Source organism: Haloarcula sp. H-GB5 (assembly GCF_054850705.1).
Genome location: NZ_JBTWBG010000002.1, coordinates 423,714 through 442,098, shown reverse-complemented (window position 1 = coordinate 442,098; position 18,385 = coordinate 423,714). Strand labels below are relative to the sequence as shown.

19 protein-coding genes are annotated in these 18,385 nt (G+C 64.4%); 6 read left to right on the top strand and 13 right to left on the bottom strand.

What is annotated here, in order from left to right:
• Window positions 1-46: 46 nt before the first annotated feature.
• A complete protein-coding gene (locus ACYJ11_RS10190) occupies window positions 47-721 on the top strand; it encodes an MBL fold metallo-hydrolase (RefSeq protein ID WP_461647690.1) in 675 nt (224 codons plus the stop codon).
• Window positions 722-748: 27 nt separating this feature from the next.
• Here ACYJ11_RS10190 and ACYJ11_RS10185 read toward each other — a convergent pair whose 3' ends face one another.
• The 6 genes from ACYJ11_RS10185 to ACYJ11_RS10160 all read right to left on the bottom strand — a co-directional run bounded on the left by ACYJ11_RS10185 (window position 749) and on the right by ACYJ11_RS10160 (window position 4,869).
• The gene (locus ACYJ11_RS10185) at window positions 749-1,060 is read right to left on the bottom strand and encodes a DUF7126 family protein (RefSeq protein ID WP_461647689.1); all 312 of its coding nucleotides are present in this window, start codon (window positions 1,058-1,060) and stop codon (window positions 749-751) included.
• On the bottom strand, window positions 1,057-1,974 hold the full coding sequence (gene guaA, locus ACYJ11_RS10180) for a glutamine-hydrolyzing GMP synthase (RefSeq protein ID WP_005535811.1): 918 nt from the start codon (window positions 1,972-1,974) through the stop codon (window positions 1,057-1,059). Before guaA ends, ACYJ11_RS10185 begins: the two co-directional genes overlap by 4 nt.
• Window positions 1,974-3,635, bottom strand: coding sequence for a CTP synthase (locus tag ACYJ11_RS10175; RefSeq protein ID WP_461647688.1), 1,662 nt, complete (start codon window positions 3,633-3,635; stop codon window positions 1,974-1,976). Before ACYJ11_RS10175 ends, guaA begins: the two co-directional genes overlap by 1 nt.
• Before the next feature lie 77 nt (window positions 3,636-3,712).
• On the bottom strand, window positions 3,713-3,904 hold the full coding sequence (locus ACYJ11_RS10170) for a hypothetical protein (RefSeq protein WP_461647687.1): 192 nt from the start codon (window positions 3,902-3,904) through the stop codon (window positions 3,713-3,715).
• 66 nt (window positions 3,905-3,970) lie between these two features.
• Window positions 3,971-4,144, bottom strand: coding sequence for a hypothetical protein (locus ACYJ11_RS10165; RefSeq protein WP_170098345.1), 174 nt, complete (start codon window positions 4,142-4,144; stop codon window positions 3,971-3,973).
• A 131-nt stretch (window positions 4,145-4,275) separates the two neighbouring features.
• On the bottom strand, window positions 4,276-4,869 hold the full coding sequence (locus tag ACYJ11_RS10160; protein ID WP_188978026.1) for an alpha/beta hydrolase: 594 nt from the start codon (window positions 4,867-4,869) through the stop codon (window positions 4,276-4,278).
• A 60-nt stretch (window positions 4,870-4,929) separates the two neighbouring features.
• Between ACYJ11_RS10160 and ACYJ11_RS10155 the strand changes: the two genes are divergently transcribed.
• Window positions 4,930-5,772: a PspA/IM30 family protein gene (locus ACYJ11_RS10155; protein WP_461647686.1), complete on the top strand. Its 843-nt coding sequence runs from the start codon at window positions 4,930-4,932 to the stop codon at window positions 5,770-5,772.
• 19 nt (window positions 5,773-5,791) lie between these two features.
• Here ACYJ11_RS10155 and ACYJ11_RS10150 read toward each other — a convergent pair whose 3' ends face one another.
• The 5 genes from ACYJ11_RS10150 to ACYJ11_RS10130 form a co-directional block, all read right to left on the bottom strand.
• On the bottom strand, window positions 5,792-7,720 hold the full coding sequence (locus ACYJ11_RS10150) for an SLC13 family permease (RefSeq protein WP_461647685.1): 1,929 nt from the start codon (window positions 7,718-7,720) through the stop codon (window positions 5,792-5,794).
• Between the two features lie 105 nt (window positions 7,721-7,825).
• A complete protein-coding gene (locus ACYJ11_RS10145; protein WP_461647684.1) occupies window positions 7,826-8,728 on the bottom strand; it encodes a diacylglycerol/lipid kinase family protein in 903 nt (300 codons plus the stop codon).
• A gap of 48 nt (window positions 8,729-8,776) precedes the next feature.
• Window positions 8,777-9,817, bottom strand: a complete 1,041-nt coding sequence (locus tag ACYJ11_RS10140; RefSeq protein WP_461647683.1) for a hypothetical protein — start codon at window positions 9,815-9,817, stop codon at window positions 8,777-8,779.
• 94 nt (window positions 9,818-9,911) lie between these two features.
• Window positions 9,912-11,840, bottom strand: coding sequence for a threonine--tRNA ligase (thrS, locus tag ACYJ11_RS10135; protein WP_461647682.1), 1,929 nt, complete (start codon window positions 11,838-11,840; stop codon window positions 9,912-9,914).
• Between the two features lie 58 nt (window positions 11,841-11,898).
• The gene (locus tag ACYJ11_RS10130; protein ID WP_005535821.1) at window positions 11,899-12,465 is read right to left on the bottom strand and encodes an HTH domain-containing protein; all 567 of its coding nucleotides are present in this window, start codon (window positions 12,463-12,465) and stop codon (window positions 11,899-11,901) included.
• Between the two features lie 182 nt (window positions 12,466-12,647).
• Here ACYJ11_RS10130 and ACYJ11_RS10125 point away from each other — a divergent pair, with 182 nt between their 5' ends.
• From ACYJ11_RS10125 to ACYJ11_RS10110, 4 genes are all read left to right on the top strand, one after another.
• Window positions 12,648-13,079 (top strand): universal stress protein, encoded by a 432-nt coding sequence (locus tag ACYJ11_RS10125; RefSeq protein WP_170098353.1) that lies wholly within the window; start codon window positions 12,648-12,650, stop codon window positions 13,077-13,079.
• Between the two features lie 110 nt (window positions 13,080-13,189).
• Window positions 13,190-13,702: a gamma carbonic anhydrase family protein gene (locus ACYJ11_RS10120; protein WP_005535825.1), complete on the top strand. Its 513-nt coding sequence runs from the start codon at window positions 13,190-13,192 to the stop codon at window positions 13,700-13,702.
• Window positions 13,703-13,759: 57 nt separating this feature from the next.
• Window positions 13,760-15,706, top strand: coding sequence for a hypothetical protein (locus ACYJ11_RS10115; protein WP_461647681.1), 1,947 nt, complete (start codon window positions 13,760-13,762; stop codon window positions 15,704-15,706).
• Window positions 15,707-15,787: 81 nt separating this feature from the next.
• Window positions 15,788-16,261: a peroxiredoxin gene (locus tag ACYJ11_RS10110; RefSeq protein ID WP_188978012.1), complete on the top strand. Its 474-nt coding sequence runs from the start codon at window positions 15,788-15,790 to the stop codon at window positions 16,259-16,261.
• 44 nt (window positions 16,262-16,305) lie between these two features.
• Here ACYJ11_RS10110 and ACYJ11_RS10105 read toward each other — a convergent pair whose 3' ends face one another.
• Both ACYJ11_RS10105 and ACYJ11_RS10100 read right to left on the bottom strand, forming a co-directional pair.
• Window positions 16,306-17,343 (bottom strand): dipeptide epimerase, encoded by a 1,038-nt coding sequence (locus tag ACYJ11_RS10105; protein ID WP_461647680.1) that lies wholly within the window; start codon window positions 17,341-17,343, stop codon window positions 16,306-16,308.
• Window positions 17,340-18,350 (bottom strand): DUF1611 domain-containing protein, encoded by a 1,011-nt coding sequence (locus tag ACYJ11_RS10100; RefSeq protein ID WP_461647679.1) that lies wholly within the window; start codon window positions 18,348-18,350, stop codon window positions 17,340-17,342. The genes ACYJ11_RS10105 and ACYJ11_RS10100 overlap by 4 nt, the downstream gene beginning before the upstream one ends.
• Window positions 18,351-18,385: the final 35 nt, after the last annotated feature.

Here is an 18,385-nt window from a genome sequence, read left to right as displayed (position 1 = left end):
CAGCGTCGTGACCAAGGGTTTAGGAATCGCCGTTCCAATCCCGGGTATGGTCGCGGCGCTCTCCGATGATATCTGGTGGTACGATCTCACGGGCGTCAACGCGACGCTCGTCGACGACGACGGCGCGCTCACGCTCGTGGACACAGGGCTACCCTGGCACGGCAACGGACTCATCGCCGGCCTGAGCGATGCCGGCTACGAACTCCGGGATCTTGACCGAATCCTCCTTACGCACTTCGATCTCGACCACGTCGGCGGATTGGCTGCCTTCGATGGCATCGATGTGCCAATCTACCTCGGGGAGCGGGACGCACCGCTGGTCACCGGCGAGCAAGCGCCGCCGCTGGGCAATCACAAGGGCGCATTCCAGCGACTTGTCTCACCGTTCGTCGACACACCGGATAACGACATTGTCCCTTTGGCCGACGACGACACCGTCGGCAGTTTCACGGCCTATCACACTCCCGGACACACGCCAGGACACGTCTGCTACGTCAGCGAGGAACTGTCGCTGGGACTGCTGGGCGATCTCGTCCGTGAGGACGGCGGCCGCTTCGAGCCCTCGCCGTGGCTTATGAGTTACGACACTGACGCCGTCACCCGGAGTATCAGTGAGTTCGTCGAGCGTGCGCCCGACTTCGAGGTCGCGGTCCCGGGCCACGGCGTTCCCTTCGAAAAAAACGGCTCGGAGCGTCTGGACCGCCTCGCGGCGACGGTGTGAACAAGCGCCGGAAGACGCGGGACTGCGCTACAGTTCCTCGGCAACCGCGTCGGAACCGAGTAGGCCCGGGTCGACGACGAGGTCCGTCTGTCGGCTGGCGAAGTCGGGCAGGGAGCCCTCTGCGTAGACGACGACCCGCAAGTCGGGGTTGAGTTCCTTCGCAACGGCGATCGAGGTGGCCTGTGACATCTCGGTCAGCAGGTACACGTCCGCTTCGTGGATGCCGGCCTCCTCCAGCCCGGGGCGGTTACCGACATCGGCAACCGTCACAGTCTGTCCTTCGGCTTCGAGCGCGTCCGTGAGTCCGTTGGGGTCCGAGCCGACGAGAACGACGTTCATTCGTACTCGATGGTCGCCGGCGGTTTGTGGGTCACGTCGTAGACGACGCGGGCGACGTTCTCGTGCGCCCCGGTGATGCGCGACTGCATGCGCTGGAGCGTGTCCCAGTCGAGTTCCTGTGCACGGGCGGTCATGCCGTCCCGGCTCTCGACGGAGCGAACGGCGACGACCCAGCCGTGGACGCGGTTATCGCCTTTGACGCCTGTGGCCTTGCCGATGACGGCGGCCAGCGCCTGCCACGGCTCGTACTCCTCCAGTTCCTCCTCGACGACGTGGTTGGCCTCGCGGGCCACCTCCAGTTTCTCCTCGGTAACCTCGCCGATGATACGGACGGCGAGTCCCGGACCGGGGAACGGCATCCGCTCGGAGATGATCTCTTCGAGGTCAAGCGCGCGGGCGACCTCACGGACCTCGTCCTTGTAGAGGTCCCGCATCGGCTCAACGATACCGTCGAAGTCAATGCGCTCGGGGAGGCCGCCGACGTTGTGGTGGGACTTGATCGTCCCCTCGCTCTCGATGCGGTCCGGGTAGATAGTCCCCTGCACGAGGTAGTCGGCGTCGACCTCGCGGGCGACTGTCTCGAACTCCCGGATGAACTGCTCGCCGATGATGTGCCGTTTCTCCTCGGGGTCGGTTTCGCCTTCGAGTTCGTCGAGGAAGCGGTCCTGTGCCTCGACGATACGCAGGGAATCCATGTAGTCGAAGGTCTCGCGGATCTCGTCGGTCTCACCCTTCCGCATCAGCCCGGTGTCGACGTAGACGGCGGTGAGCTGGTCGCCGATAGCCTCGTAGGCCAGCGCGGCGGCCGTCGAGGAGTCGACGCCACCGGAAAGCCCGATGACGGCGTGCTTGTCCCCGATTTCCTCGGCGATTTCGGCTTTCGCTTCCTCGATGAACTCGTCGACGTTCACCATCAGTGGCTCACCTCCTCAGTCGTCGCAGTGTGGGGGTCGTCGCCAAGGACTGCTTCGAGCAGGCCGACGAACGGCGGGCTAGCGCGGGTCGGTCGGGAGCGGAACTCAGGATGGAACTGCGTCCCGATGAAGTACGGATGGTCCTCGGGGCCGAGTTCAAGTATCTCCATACGGTTCCCAGCGCGGCCAGAGAACTTCAGCCCGGCGGCTTCGAGGTCGTCGATGTACTCGGGGTTGACCTCGTACCGGTGGCGGTGCCGCTCCGTGCAGGACTCGCCGCCGTACAGCGTCGCGGCGAGCGTGTTCGCGTCGATTTCGGTTTCGTGGGCACCCAGCCGCATCGTCCCGCCCATGTCCTCGATTTCGTACTGCTCGGGGAGGATGTCGATAACGGGGTGTGGCGTGTCCTCGTCCAGTTCCGCCGAGTGGGCGTCGTCGAGGTCCAGTACGTTGCGGGCATACTCGACGACAGCCATCTGGAAGCCGAGACACAGGCCGAGGAACGGCACGTCGTTCTCGCGGGCGTACCGAATCGCCTCGATTTTACCCTCCGTGCCCCGTGCGCCGAAGCCGCCCGGCACGACGATGGCATCGGCCTCGCGCATCCGGTCGGCGTGGTGGTCGCTCATCTTCTCCGAGTTGACCCACCGGACGTTCACGTCGACGTTTTTCTCAAGGCCGGCGTGTTTCAGCGCCTCATGGACGGACATGTAGGCGTCTTCAAGGTCGTACTTGCCGACGAGCGCAACTTCGACCTCGCCTTCGGTGTTCTGGGTGACGAGGTCGCGCCAGCGGTTCTCCCGTTCGTCTTCCGGCAGCGCTTCCGAGGCGATGTCGAGTTCCTCCATCACGTACTGATCGAGGCCCTCCTCCTCAACCATCAGCGGGACGTGGTAGATGTCGTCGACGTCCGGGTTCGAGAAGACGGCTTCCGTCGGCACGTCACAGAACAGTGCGATCTTCTCTTTCGTGTCGATGTCGAGCTTGTCCGAACAGCGGCCGACGAGAATGTCGGGCTGGAGACCGATAGAGCGCAGTTCCTTCACGGAGTGCTGGGTCGGCTTCGTCTTCTGCTCGCCGTTTTTCGAGTAGGGAACGAGCGTGACGTGGGTAAAGAGAATATCGTCCTCGTCCTCCTCGTGGGCGAACTGCCGGAGCGCTTCGAGATATGGCATCCCCTCGATGTCCCCGACCGTGCCGCCGACTTCGATGATACAGACGTCGTTGCCCTCGGCGGCCTCGCGGATACGGCGCTTGATGTCGTCGGTGATATGCGGGATGATCTGGACCGTGCGACCGAGGTAGTCGCCGGACCGCTCTTTCTCGATGACGTGCTGGTAGGTCTTTCCCGTGGTGACGTTGTGGTCGAAGGTCATGTCGATGTCGAGGAACCGCTCGTAGTTCCCCAGGTCGAGGTCGACCTCCCCGCCGTCTTTGAGCACGTACACCTCGCCGTGCTGGAAGGGATTCATGGTACCGGCGTCGACGTTCAGATACGGGTCAATTTTGACCGCTGTAACGTCGAACCCGGCGTTTTTGAGTAATCTACCTGTGCTGGCGGCGGTGATGCCTTTCCCCAGGCCAGACATCACGCCACCGGTGACGAAGATGAACTTCCGACCCAGTTCCGGGTCGTAGTCCGTTTCGGGTTCGGTCGGCATACCGACGGTGAACCCCGCGTAGTCTAAACGGTTTCGGAGCGCGCACTGTTCGCCACCCGGTCGCAGTGTCAACGCGGCTACAGTGAGGGCTGCGTGAGAACGCGCCACGCAGCCACGAGCGCAGCGAGTGTCAGCGCCGAAAACACCGCATCACTTGGGCTTGAGCCGATGGCGACAAACAACAGGTAGCCGGCGACGAACCCACCCAGAAACGAGACGACACCGTGCCGTGTCGAGTGAGACATCGCCGTTCTGGTTCGCGTTGACATATATCATTATTTATTGGTATATAGTATAAATGTACCTTCGGTATCCCTGGGCGGGTTCGGCGACGGTCAGGATTTGAGCACACCGGACCGGATGGCGAAGTACGTCCCGATGGCACCAGCCAAGGCGAGCACAAGCGCCCGGAGCAGCCCGCCCGCGACGAGCGCCGTCTGCATCAGTACTAACAGCGTCACCAGCGTGGCGACAAACGACACGGCAGCGAACGCGAGCGGGCGATCCATACTCGAGGATTGGGTCGACAGCGCCTCTGTCTTTCGACATTGTCCAGAATATGTAGTCCGAACTATACTTTCGCTTGGTGCTGAACTAGCGGCAACAATCGACTGCGGACCCTGAACAGTGGTCGCAGTTGCTACAGGTGGTCACGGAGGAACGGCCCAACCGTCTCGCCGATACGGCCGCTCTGACCGACGAAATGGTGGTCAGCTGGCAGGCGCTCAACCGTCTGTCCCAGCTCGGTGGCCCGGTCGAGGACCGGTTCCCAGTCAACTGTCTCATCACGTTTCCCGACGACGACCTGTACCGGGCAGTCGATGGCGTCAAGCGCAGCGGTCGCATCGAGATGGTCCGTTACTCCGGCCGGTGGGGCAAGGACTGACAGGGCCGCGGGGTCGGCCGCAGTGTCGTGTTCAGCGGCTGCACAGAGCGCCACAGCCGCACCAAAACTGTAGCCAAACAGGCCGACTGCGTCGTACCGCTCGTCGGCCCACGCCAGCGCGTTCTCGGCGTCGGCCTGCTCGCCACGGCCCTCGTCCCACGGGCCGTAGTCGAAACGGAGACAGCCGATCTCGGGGTCCAGCGCGTCACTGACCGCTTTCAGGCGACTATCAGACCGAGAGCCACCGTACTGTGGATGTGGCGGGCACGCGACAACGACGGTGTCCGATGCCGGCCGGTCGAGCGAAGCGGTGACATCTCGCCCGCCCGGTATCCCGATGGTAGTCATACGTGTTCACTCACCAGCCCTCTGTAAGAAATTTAAGGTTGGAGAGACCAATGCGCATACATGGGAATCCTCTCGCGCGCGTCGTACGTCATCCGCTCGAAGCTCAACGCCGTCCTGAACCGAGCGGAGGACCCGACAGAGACCCTCGACTACAGCTACGAGCAGTTGCGTGACGAACTGCAAGACGTCAAGCAGGGCATCGCGGACCTGACGACCCAGAAGAAGCGACTGGAGATCCAGAAACGCCGCCTCGAAGAGAACGTCGAGAAGCACAACGAACAGGCGCGCCAAGCCGTCGAGCAGGACCGCGAGGACCTCGCTCGGCAGGCGCTGGAGAAGAAGAAGCAGAAGATGAGCCAGATCGAAGATCTGGAAGGCCAGATACAGGACTTACAGAACCAGCAGGACCAGCTGGTCGAGCAGAAAGACGAACTCCAGAAACAGATCGAGCAGTTCCGGACGAAGAAGGAAACGATGAAGGCTCGCCACGAGGCCGCCAAGGCGTCGGCGCGCGTCAACGAGGCGATGACCGGCGCGGGCGACGAGATGCAGGACATCAATCAGGCTATCGAGCGCGCAGAGGAGCGTACAGAGGACATGGAAGCCCGTTCGCAGGCGATGGACGAACTCCGGGAAGACGGTGTTCTCGAAAGTCAGATATCGGATGAGAGTTCACTGGAGCGGGAGCTTGAAGAAGTCCGACAGAAAGGGTCAGTCGACGCCGAACTCGACACGCTGAAAGCCGAGATGGGGAAAGCCGAGGACGGCGACAGCGGATCGAGTGACGCGGATGTCTCCGAGGCCGAACTGGAACAGGAACTCGCCGACGAGAGTACGCAGGTCGATGTCGACAAGAGCGAAGTCGAGTCGGAGCTGGACGAGCTGAAAGAGGACGAGCAGTAGCGCCGGCGACGCGGGACTTTTACAGCGGCCAGACGACCGATACCGAGAGCGTCGTTACGACACACAGAAGCAACTGCAGCGGTCCGCCGACGCGTGCGAAGTCGGTGAAACGGTAGCCGCCGGGGCCATAGACCATCAGGTTCGTCTGATACCCGATGGGTGTCAGGAAGGCCGTCGCGACCGCAAACGTCACCACAACGAGGAACGGGAACCCGGAAACGCCGATCTCGGCGGCGGTGGCGACGGCAATCGGGATCATCAGCACGACGGTCGCGGGCGGGGTGATGGCGCTGGCGAGGACGGCCGTCAACAGGTACACCAGTGCCAGCAGCGCAAGCGGCGGGAGGACGCCGGCGGCGTCGACGAGGAGCCCGCCGACGAACGCGGCCCCGCCGGTGGCCTGCATCGCCTGCCCCAGCGGGAGCAGGCCGGCGAGGAGGAACACGACGTTCCAGCTCACCGCGTCGTAGGCTTTCGACGCGCTCAGCGTACCGGTCGCCACGGTGGCGACGACGCCACCCAGCGCGGCGATGTAGATGGGCAGCAGGTCCAGCGCCGCGAGCGCGATGACGGCGAGCAGGGTCGCGAGCGGGACCGCCGCAGCGGCGTCGAGCGAGGGCGGGCCGCCGTCGAGCGCGTCGAACAGTTCCGGCGGCCCCTCGGTCAGGGTCAGGTAGCCCTCGTCCTGCAGGTGGCCCACCTCGTCCAGGGGCGTCTGGAGCAAGAGCAGGTCGCCAGCGGACAGCTCGATAGCCGTGAGGTTCTCGTGGATGATCTCGTCGCCGCGGCGGACGGCGAGGACCGTCACGTCGAACCGACTGCGGAGTTGTACGTCGGCGAGCGTTCGCCCGCGGAGGCGCGACTCCCTGTCGATGACGGCCTCCGCGAGGACGCCCGGATGCCCGCTCTCCGCCAGGAGGTCCGCCGTAACGGACTCGCGGGCGAGGTCCCGAAGATCAAGCGTCTGAGCGAGTTGGTTGACAGCTTGGCGGTTGCCACGGACCGTCAGCACGTCGCCGGGTTCAAGCGGCCGGTCGGTGGCCGTTGCGAAGAACGACTCGCCGTTGCGGTCGATCTGGAGCACGTCGACGTCAAGCGGGTCACTCACGGCGAGGACCTGTTCGACGGTGGCCTCGGTCGGCAGTGACTCCCCTGCGTCAACCGCGTCAACGACCGCCTCGACTGCGTCGTCGGGGGCACTTCCCTCAAGCGCTTCTCGCACTGTCAGGCCGACCAGCGGTGACGCCTCGCGAACACGTAGCTGTGCCAGGTGGCGGTCCATCTCGAACTCCTCGGTGAAGTCGGCCGCGGGGTGGACCCGTTCGGGGACAAGCGCCCGACCCACCGTCAGCAGGTAGCCCACGCCGACAGCGAGGACGACGACGCCGACGGGCGTCAGCGTGAACATCGAGAACGGCCGGCCGAGCAACTGCGCCGAGAGGTCGCTCGCGAGCAGGTTCGTCGCAGTGCCGACCAGCGTGAGCGTCCCGCCGAGCATCGCGGCGAAAGAGAGCGGCAGCAACAGGTTCGACGGCGAGATACCGTATCGCTCCGAGAGCCCGGTGACCAGCGGGATGAAGACCGCGACTACCGGCGTGTTGTTGACGAAGCCCGCGCTGACGCCCGTCGTGCCGACGATGGCGGTCAGCAGACGCCGTTCGTCGCCGCCCGTCAGCGCCGCGAGCCGCCCGGCCAGCCAGTCGACAACGCCGGCCGATTCGACACCGGCGCTGAGGATGTACATCGCAACGATGGTAACCACCGCCGGGCTGGCGAACCCTTCGATGGCTGTCCGCGCCGGGACGCCGGTGTACGGTTCCAGCACGACCAGCGCGACGAGGACAGCGATGGCCGTCATATCAGGCGGGAGCCACTCGGTGACGAACAGCGTCAGGGCGACAACGACGAGCGCGAAGACCACGAGCGCGCCCATCGAAAGCGAGGGCATACCAGTTCCCTCGACGGACGGCGATAAAAACGTCCGGGGCGCTGTCAGGGAATTACGCAAGCGGACGCGGCTCACTCACCACTGCCCGCCGGTCGCACCGTCTCGTCACGCCGGGTCTGGCTTGTAGCCCGGCCCGACTCGCAGCGTCAGTGTGGTCTCACGCACCGACAGCGACAGCGTCTCGTGCGTGCTGAGTTCGCCGTCGCGGCTGAACGTGAGTTCCTTGCCGTGCCCGGCGACGGTAATCTCCTCCGCTCGAACGTGGGTCACGCCGTCGGTATCAAGCGCCAGTAGTCGCTGGCCGATGGCCTCCGCGACGAGGTTCCCTGTTGGCATCTGTTCAACGATAGCCACGTCGAGCAGGCCGTCTTCCATGTTTGCTTGCCCACCTTCGGCGACGAACTTGCGGGCGTTGCCCACCAGCAGGCAGGTGGCCTCGCCGGACCAGGTGAACGGCCCGTCTTCGCCAACAGCCGCGATAGTGATGTCGAGCCCGTCGAAACGGAGCGCCTCCTGTGCGCCGGTGAGCAGAAACGCCAGCGTGCCGAACCGCTCTTTGAGGTCGCCCGGAGTCGAAACGCTGGCGTCTGCGGGGAGGCCAGCGATACAGGAGACCAGAAACGGTTCGTCGCCGGCGACACCCACGTCGACCGGCCGCGCCTCTCCGACATCGGCGATTTCGACGCCGTGTTCGATGTCCGTGACACCGATGTTCCCGGCCAGCAGGTTCGCCGTTCCGGCCGGAATAACACTCAGCGTCACCGAGTCGAGGTGGCCAGCGTCGTCGAGCCCACGGACGACCTCGTTCACCGTCCCGTCGCCGCCACAGACGGCAACCTCAGATGCTTCGGCCCTGCCGGCCTCGCGGCCGAGTTCGACAGCGTCGCCCGCCGCTTCGGTTTCGTACACCTCGAACCCACGTGCTTCCATCAGCCGCGGCACGTAGTCTGCGTGTTCGCCGTCGCCGCTGACGGGGTTGAGGATACACCGACGCGAGCCAATTTGCATAGTATTAGCGAGTCCGGACCGGCACTTATACCGTGTGATGTGACGGCGTCACTCCCAGTCGACGTCGACACTCCGGTTCGTCGCGCGGAGGATGAACGGGCCGATTGCAAGCGTTCGTTTAGTTATGGTGACGATACGGAGGACGTACGATATCAGGACCGTGAACGGAAGCAGGGACCCTGTCGCCGTCACCGCGAGGAGCCACAACGCGTCGGAAACGCCGGCCGTGACGCCGACGAAATCCTGCACATCGAGGAACAACAGCGAGGTGATTGCGACGGTAAGCGCCGGGATGGCGACGTACAGCAGCGTCCGGGAGAGGTCGGACAGTTCCCACTGGAAATACAGCGTCTTGAAGTGTTCCCGGGCCGGGCCGAACAGTTCGAGCGTCTCGACGAGTTCCGCAAGCGAGTCGTCGACCTCGTCAGTGAGTTCGTCGGCGTAGGCTTCCCGGATGCGGCGACCGGCGTACAGCTTCCAGGAGTAGTTGTAGTTCAGTGCGGCCTTGACGACATCGAACTCGCCGAAGGTCCCGCCGTCGAGCTGGTCGGTGACCCTGTCGGCGTTGCTCGTCACGTCCACCAGATAGTTCGACAGTAACGCCGACAGGTCGTCATCGAGCGCCGCCCCCTCAGCGGCGTTCTGGGCATTCTCGGCCCGTTCGGCGGTCCCGCGGACCAGCGACCGGAGGAACGCCGAGGGCTCTGCGGGACTGACTGGCGTGTCGACGGCGTCGGCCACGTCGGCGCGGAACTGCATCGATCCGTCCATCCGCTCGCGCTGATCGCCCACCGCACCGAGTTCCTGTGACAGGACGAGCTGATTCAGTGTCAGGACCAGGGTAACGGCGGTTATGGTCCCCGTAATCAGTGCCTGGAACAGCGTTTCGACCGGGTCGCCACGGGTCAGCAGCGTCATAGCCGGTGTGGGGTGCAAGTGTCCGGCTGCGAGAACCCCAAAAAATAGGACACCGGAGAGGAGGGCGGTAACGATCCAGCGGTCCGCATCGAGGAGGAACCAGAGGAGTCGCGTGTCCCCCGCAGCGCGCCCCCGCATGGTGTCGCTCGACTCACCGCTGTCAGTGGTCATACAGGTCGGCTCGCCCGCCGGGGTTAAAAGGACGTGCCCGACACATCCCGGGAGTCAGTACATCGGCAGCGAGAATCGGCCGAGCGAACAGCAGCTATCGGCCGGCGAGGAACGTCACCGCAGTGCGCTGTTGCTCGACTTCGGTGTCGAGGTGGTCGCGGAACTCGGCGATGTCGATGTCTTTCTCCTCGCGTTCCTTGCGGTCTCTGACCGAGATAGTCCCGGCTTCCTCCTCGTTGTCACCGATGACACACATGTAGGGGACGCGGTCGTCGTGGGCCTGCTGGATCTTCTTGCCGACGGTCCAGGAACGGTCCTCGATGGTGACCCGGAAGTCGTCGAGTTCGTCCTGAATCTCCTCGCAGTAGGCGATGTTGTCGTCGCTGACCGGCAGCAAGCGGATCTGCTCGGGGGCGAGCCACGGCGGGAACTTCCCGTTGTAGTGCTCGGTCAGCACCATGAAGAACCGCTCGTAGGAGCCATACAGCGCGCGGTGGATCATCACCGGGCGGTGCTCCTCGTTGTCCTCGCCGGTGTAGGAGAGGTCGAACCGCTCGGGCATGTTGAAGTCCAGTTGGACGGTCGGGCCGTCCCAGTGGCGGCCGAGCGCGTCCTCGAAGGCGAAGTCGATCTTCGGGCCGTAGAAGGCGCCGTCGCCCTCCTCAACGACGTAGTCGATGTCCTGCTCGTCGAGGACGGCTTCGAGCTGCGACTCGGCTTTCTCCCAGATCTCGTCGCCGCCGACGGACTTCTCGGGCCGGGTGGCGAACTGGACGGTGTAGTCGAGGTTGAACGTGTCGAGCGTGTCGAGGATGATGTCGACCGTCGCCAGCACTTCCTCCTCGATCTGGTCCGGGCGGACGAACAGGTGGCCGTCGTCGATAGTGAACGCCCACGTCCGGGAGAGGCCAGACAGTTCGCCGCGCTGCTCTTTGCGGTAGACCTTCCCGTCTTCGAAGTACCGTACCGGCAGGTCCCGGTAGCTCCAAGAGTTCTGCTCGAAGATAGTGGCGTGGCCCGGGCAGTTCATCGGCTTCAGGCCGTATTCCTCGTCGTTGACGTCGAGCAGGAACATGTCGTCGACGTAGTTCTCGTAGTGGCCCGACTTCTTCCACAGTTCAGTCCGGAAGACGTGGGGCGTCTCGACCTCGTCGTAGCCGGCGTCGCGGTTGAGGCCGGCGACGTAGTCCGACAGTTCGTTGAGGATCTTCTTGCCGTTGGGCTCGTACAGCGGCAGGCCTGGCCCGGTCGTCTCGTCGATGGAGAACAGGTCCATCTCCTGGCCGATCTTGCGGTGGTCGCGCTCCTCGGCCTTGCGGCGCTGTTCGAGGAACTCGTCGAGCGCGTCCTCCGTCGGGAAGGCGGTTCCGTACACGCGGGTCAGCGTCTCGTTGTCCTCCTCGCCGCGCCAGAAGGCCGCGGAGATTTCGAGCAGTGCAAAGCCGCCGATTTCGCCGGTCGATTCGACGTGCGGCCCCTGACAGAGGTCCTCGAACTCACCCTGCGTGTAGAAAGAGACTTCCTCGTCGTCCGCGGCCTCAGTTTCGAGGATGTCCTGTTTGAACTGATTGTCCTCGTAGCGTTCGAAGGCGTCGTCGCGGTCGACGAGTTCGCGTTCGATATCGAGGTCCTCCTCAATGATCTCCTCGGCTTCGGCCTCGATGGCTTCGAGGTCGTCCTCATCGATGTCGACGCCGGTGATGTCGTAGTAGAACCCGTTGTCGGTCCACGGCCCGATTGTGAGCTTAGCATCGGGATAGAGACGCTGCAGGGCCTGCGCGAAGACGTGGGCGGCGGAGTGCCGAAGCACGTCGAGATACTCGTCACTGCTCTCGGTGACGATTTCGAGCATGACGTCTTCTGTCAACGGCGCGTGTTTGTCGACAAGGTCGCCGTCGACGACGCCGGCGACCGTGTCGTCACCTAACCCTGGCCCGATTTCGTAGGCGACATCCTCGACCGTGCTGCCGCGTTCGACCTCTAGTGGGGTCCCGTCGGGCAGCGTGACCGTGACCGTACTCATACCCGAGGATACGACGGCGGCCGGGGATAAGTGTATTGAGACGCGGGCGACGCTGGCGTTACTCTGGTAACGGCGGGTCCGAATCCTCGTCGGCGGTGTCGGCCGCCGACAGCTCGGACTGGGCCGGCGGCCGTGCCGCGCTTGCCCGTTCCAGCGATGCGAACGTCGATTCTTCCTCGCCTTCGATCATGGTAAGCCGGTCCATGACAGTGACGGTCTCTCCATCGGTCGTGTGCGGCGTCACGCACCTGAGTTCCGACCCGGTGTACTCGGCTAATAGTTGGACCGGAAACACAAGTGCCCGGTACTGCTCTCCCGATATTTCGGAGTCAACCGACCGGACCTGAAACGCAGGTTCGAGTGAACATCCGTTGCGTTTTGCCCACTCCTGAAAGACGCTAACTCGGTTGAGTGCGAATAGCCCGAGTTCGGTCCGTGCCTCCGCTGGTGTGGACGGTATCTGCCGACCAATAACCTGAACAGAGACATCTGACAGAGCATCAGTGTCCGACAGCCCCTGAAGTCGATCGATGACCGCAGCCTGTTGCTGCGTGTGCCCGTCGGGCAGTAGTGAACGAACGTACAGTTCTGCCCGTGTACCGTCTGGCTGCGTGCTCCCCTGCATCGTATCGATATCAATGGGTAGCTACTGGCAAAAGTATTCCTGTTGACAAATAATGGTTAGAACAGTTATACACTGAACGACGGAAACTGAATCAAACGATTACACCGTCGGTTGGACAGTCACGGACCGTATCAGTGTGATAGGGAGTACTATGTGGGCACAGTTCGCATGAGAAGCCGGATATGTACGATTCGGTGCTCGTAGCCACAGACGGCAGTTCGGGAACGACGGAGACGCTCGCACACGCCACCTCGATCGCGCGCGACAACGACGCGACCCTCCACGGGCTGTACGTCGTGGACAGACGGCTGTACGTCGCGGCCGACAAGGCCAATCAGGACGAGGTTCGGCAGTCGCTGGAGGAAGAGGGCGAAGTCGCGCTCGACGACATCGTGGTCGGCGGCGAGGAGGCCGGCGTCGAGGTCGTCACGACCATGGCGGAGGGGATTCCCCACAAGACGATCACCGACTACGCCGAAGAGGAGGACATTGATCTCATCGTGATGGGCACTCACGGCCGAACCGGGCGGGACCGGGTCGCTAATCTCGGGAGCGTCACCGAGCGCGTCGTGCAGAGCGCACCCGTCCCCGTTCTCGTCGTCCACATCGAATAGTGCTGTATCGCTGGCAGGTGCAGTGAGGACGGACGCGACAGCGGCTATACGACCGGTACCACCTCGTTCTGACCGGTATCTTTTCGAGCCGCCGACACGATGGTGGCAGTATGGACAGCCGAGAGTACGAGTTCGAAGGAGCCACACCTGACATCCACGGATACGCCCACGTCAGCCGCGAGGCGACACTGGTGGGTGATGTCACCGTCGGCCCGAACGCGAACGTCTGGCCCGGTGTCGTGTTGCGTGGCGACGTAGCCCCCGTCGAGGTAGGCCGCGAATCGGCGATCGGTGACGGGGCCATCGTCCACGCCTCGACCGTCGGCGAGAAGGTGATGGTCGGCCACGGGGCCGTCCTCAACGATGCAGCGGTCAAGGACGGGGCGCTCGTCGGGTTCAATTCGACGGTCAGCGACGCCACCATCGGTGAAGGCTCTATCGTCGCGATGGGAACGGTCGTCCCACCGGGCTACGAGGTCCCCGCGGAGTCCTTTGTCCGCGGGAGTCCGGCCACAGTGACACCGTTGTCCGAGACCACTATCGATCCCAACGAAGTGTTCGAGGCGTTCAGCTCCGGCGATTACGCGAACCTCGCGGCCCGCCACGAAGACCTCTTCGAGTAACATCCCGTCGGACAACGACGGGTCACTTATAGTGGAAGAACCCACACAGTACCGAGCATGGACGATATCGTCGACCTGGTGACCCGGTCGCTCGCTGACGAGACTGCCGCGGCGTTCACTGAGCGGGTCGACGAACAGGCGATGCAGCTCCGGAAAGCCATCGAGGCCGGGGAGTTCGACAACGAGGCGTTCTCCGTCGGTCTGGAAATCGAACTGTACGCGATCAACGCCGAGCCGGACCCGCCCGAACCGGACGATGGGGAAGACAGCGAGGTAGCAACCGAAGAGGAGCTGAACGACGACCTGAGCGGATCGGGCAGCGCGGCTTGGAGCGGGTCACTCGACGCGCCAGCGGAACCAGAAGGCGGTGGTGGCGCATCACTGGAACCAAACGGCGACGGGGCGTCACTGGAGCCAGACGAGGGCGACCCCTTGGAACCCGACGGCGATGCGTCTCCGGACCAGAATGCTGGCGAAACCGCCGACGAGCCCGAGGATTCTTTCGGTCCCGGAGAGGGACCGTCGCTCGACATCGACCCGGACAGTCCGCTGGCCGAGGACGAACCGGAGACGCCAGAGGAGGAAGAGGCCGAACCGGCCGTCGAGTCGTCAGTCGAGGAAGAAAGTGACGAACCGTACATGGACCCCGAGGACTGGAAGGGGCGGCTGACCCCCTTACCCGACGTGGTGTTCGAGGGGGAGGCCAACAAGGAACTGGGCCTGCACAACGCCGAGGTCAACACCGAGCCGAACAGTTTCGACGAGACGGGAATGGAAGTCCAGACGACGGCGGTGGAGATGCAGACGAAACAGGCCCGCCAGCAAGCGAGCAAGCACAACTGCGAACTCGTCCTCGACGCGATGTGGACCATCCCACCCGAGGAAGGCAGCGAGCAGTACCTCTCGGCGCACGAGACGAACGACGGCGTCGTCCTCGCGGACAACATGCGGCAGGCCCCCAGATACGTGGCGCTGGACAACGAGGCGCTCGACCACGCCGGCGGCAGCATCGACTTCGACGTGCCAGGGTACAGCGGGTCGTTCCCGACGATTCTGTTCGAGTCGCTGGCCACCTCGATCCAGCCCCACCTCCAGATTCCGGACGCCGAGGCATTCTCCGAGTACTACAACGCCGCGATCCGGACGCTCGGGCCGCTGCTTGCGCTGTCGGTGAACTCGCCGTTCCTCCCCGCGGACATGTATGGTGATACCGACGGCGAGTGGCTCTGTGCGAACACCCACCACGAACTCCGAATCGCGGCCTTTGAGCAGTCGGTCAACACCAGCGAGAACCCGAAGGTTCGGGTCCCGCAGGACCTCGACGACACGAGGGATGTTGTCGGCCGTGTCGTCGACGACGACCTGTTCGCGCCGTTCCTGCGGGAGTTCCTGCACGACGACGACCGGACCGGGTTCGAAGACGAGTTTTGGGAGTTCGACCACAAGCGCGGGACCTACTGGCGCTGGCTCCGCTGTGTCGCCGGCGGAACCCCGGTCGAGGGAGCCAGCACCGAAAAGTCGCTCCGCATCGAGTACCGCCCGCTCCCGACCCAGCCCCACGCCAAGGACATGATCGGGCTGCAGGCGCTGACAGTCGGCCTCATCCGCGGGCTAGTCGTCGCCGACCACCCCGCCGCGGAACTACCGTGGCAGGAGGCCAAGCGGAGCTTCTACAGCGCCGCACAGGACGGCTCCGACGCAGACCTCTCGTGGGTGACGGCCGAGGGCGAGCGGACGGTCGATCACGACGACATCTACGACGAGGTTTTCCAGTACGCCCGTCTGGGGCTGGCCGAGCAGGGCGTGCCCGAGGCTCGCATCGACGAGTATCTCGACCCGATTGAAGCCCGCTACGAAGCCGGTATGACCCCGAGCGACTGGAAAATCGCCCGTGTCCGCGAGTACATCGACGACGGCGATGACCTCTCGACAGCCATCGAGTCGATGCAACGGGACTACATTGCGGCGAGCCGCGAACACCATTCCTTCGAGGAGTGGCTGTAAGCAGCCTGCTCCTGCTAGCGCGCCGGGAATCCCCTGCCGGATGGCGGGTATTTATTCGGCTGACGCCGTTATATTCGGGTGATGGTATCCACAGGCGACACAGCGCCGGACATCTCGGCGACAATCGCGAACGGTGAGGTAGAGGACTTCGAACTGAGCGACCACCTGGGCGACGGGCCGGTCGTGCTTGCCTTCTTCCCGGGCGCGTTCACACCGCCGTGCTCCAACGAGATGGTGGCCCTGCAGGAGCACCTCGGTGACTTCCACGACGCCGGCGCGACGGTCCTCGGCCTCAGCGCCGACTCGGCGTTCTCGCTGAACTCCTTCCGCGACGAGCACGGGCTGGAGTTCGACCTGCTCAGTGACATGGGCCGGTCGGCGATTCAGGACTACGGCCTCGAAATCGACATCGAAGACCTCGGGCTGCTCGGCGTCTCGAACCGCGCCGTGTTCGTCGTCGACGACGACGGCGAGGTCGCCTACAGCTGGGTCGCCGACGACCCGACCAACGAGCCGGACTACGAAGAGCTGCTGGACGCCGTCAAGTCGGCGTAAGCAGTCACTGGGCGAACCTGATTTTTTATTGTGCGACTACGCAGCTACGCGTCTCGCATCCGCCGAACCCCGGTGCCGGCCAACACTGCAGTGAGGTCGAACACATCGCTGTCGAGCGGCACGCCGGCGTAGGGGTCTGACGCCAGCAAGAGCGCTCCGTCGAGGTCGACGTAGTCGACTAACGGCGCGAGGTGGACCGCCGCGGCGATGCTGGCGTTTGATTCGACCATACATCCGAGCATCAACCCAAGGCCGTGGGCGTCGGCGGCGTTGAGCAGTCGGGTTGCGGGCCGGAGGCCGCCGCATTTGACGAGTTTGGCGTTGACGATGTCGCAGGCGTCGGCGACTCGCGGCACGTCCGACGCAGTCAAGCAGGACTCGTCAGCGGCGACGGGAATATCGGTTGCGTCGGTCACGCGGCGGAGGCCGTCGATATCGTCGGCCCCAACCGGCTGTTCAAGCATCGTGACGCCAGCGTCGGCAAGCCAGTCCGCATTGTCGATAGCTTCCTGTGCAGTCCAGGCGGCGTTGGCGTCGACCCGTATCTCTGCGTCGGAAACAGCGTCCCGGACCGCATCCAGTCGCGCCCGGTCGTCGTCGGTCCCGAGTTTGACTTTCAGGTGGCCGAAGCCGCTGTTGGCCGCCTCCCTTGCTTTCTCGGCCATCCGCTCGGGCGAGTCGATGCCGACCGTGTAGGTGGTCGGCGGGACCGCGTCCGGGTCGAGTCCCCACTGGCGGTACAGCGGCAGGTCCAACTGCCGAGCAGCGAGGTCGTGAACGGCGATAGAGAGTGCCATCCGAGCGGCGGGCTGGTCCGGCGCTTGCTCGGCGAGGCCCCGTTCGATGCGTTGCTGGGCGTGTGGGTCGCCGATGCGGTTGACGGTCTCACAGAGCGCGGGGAGCGTTTCAGCCACCGACTGGGCGCTCTCGTCGTAGTACGCCGACGGCGTGACAGCCCCGATACCGGTGGTTCCCTCGTGTGTAACCTCGACCACGACAGTCTCGCTGGTCTCGCTGGTCTCCCGCGAGATGCCGAACGGGGTCGACAGCGGCAGGTCGTGGCAATCGACGCGCCAGTTCATAGGATGGCGTCCAGTACCTCGTCGGGGACGCCGTGGCGGACGGGGTCAGTCGCCGGTGCGTCCAGAGCGTCGCTGTATCCTGCGACGGCATCCGCGGCCGCACCGTCGTCGAGGTGGCGCGTATTCAACATGCCCGCGACGACGGACGCGTCCGAGATGGGCGCGGCCAGACGCTCGTAGATGTCGACGTACTCGGGAAGCGGCGGAATATCGAACGACTCGTAGCCGTGGATGACTTCCCGGCCGGCTTCGTGACACATGACGAGCGCATCCGGGACCGATCCGTGGAGGATACTCGTCGTCACACCCGAATAGGCCGGATGTGCCAGCGCACCCTGCCCTTCGACGACGAGGAGGTCCGCCGCCTGCGCTTCTTCGACTAGCCGTTCGACCGCACCGGCGGCGTAGTCGGCGATGACGCGGTCGATGACGATACCCCGGTCGGAGATGGCGATGCCGGTCTGGCCGGTCGGAACGACCGCGGCGTCGAGGCCGCGCTCCCGGGCGGCGTCACGGATCTCGAACGAGGCAGTCATTTTCCCCGTCGAGCAGTCGGTCCCGACGGTCGTGACAACCGTCGCGTCGACATCGCCGGCGGTCCCCGCTGCCACGGTCAGATCCTCCGGCGGTTTGCGGAGGTCGTGCAGTTCGGCGTCGTGTTCCTCGGCGAGGCGGGCGAACTCCTCGTCGTCAGCCAGAAAGTCGTGCAGTCCCGAGTACACGTCACAGCCGCGTTCGAGCGCCGTGCGGACATCCTCTCGCCAAGACTCGTCGAACTCGCCGCCGATGGGCGAGATGCCGATGACGAGCGCGTCGACGTCGGGTGCATCGGCCATCGACGCGACAATCGGGGCGTCCTGCACGTCCGGCAGCGAATCGTGGACGCGCTGGCCGGCCCGTTCGCGGTCGACAAGTGCTTCCACCGTTCGGTCACCGTACCGCAACAACCCGACCGCCGTCTTGGCTCGGTCGGGGAAGGCGTCGTGTGTCAAAATGGCTACGGCCATAGCCGGACAGAATCGCCGCCCCGCGAAAAAGCTAC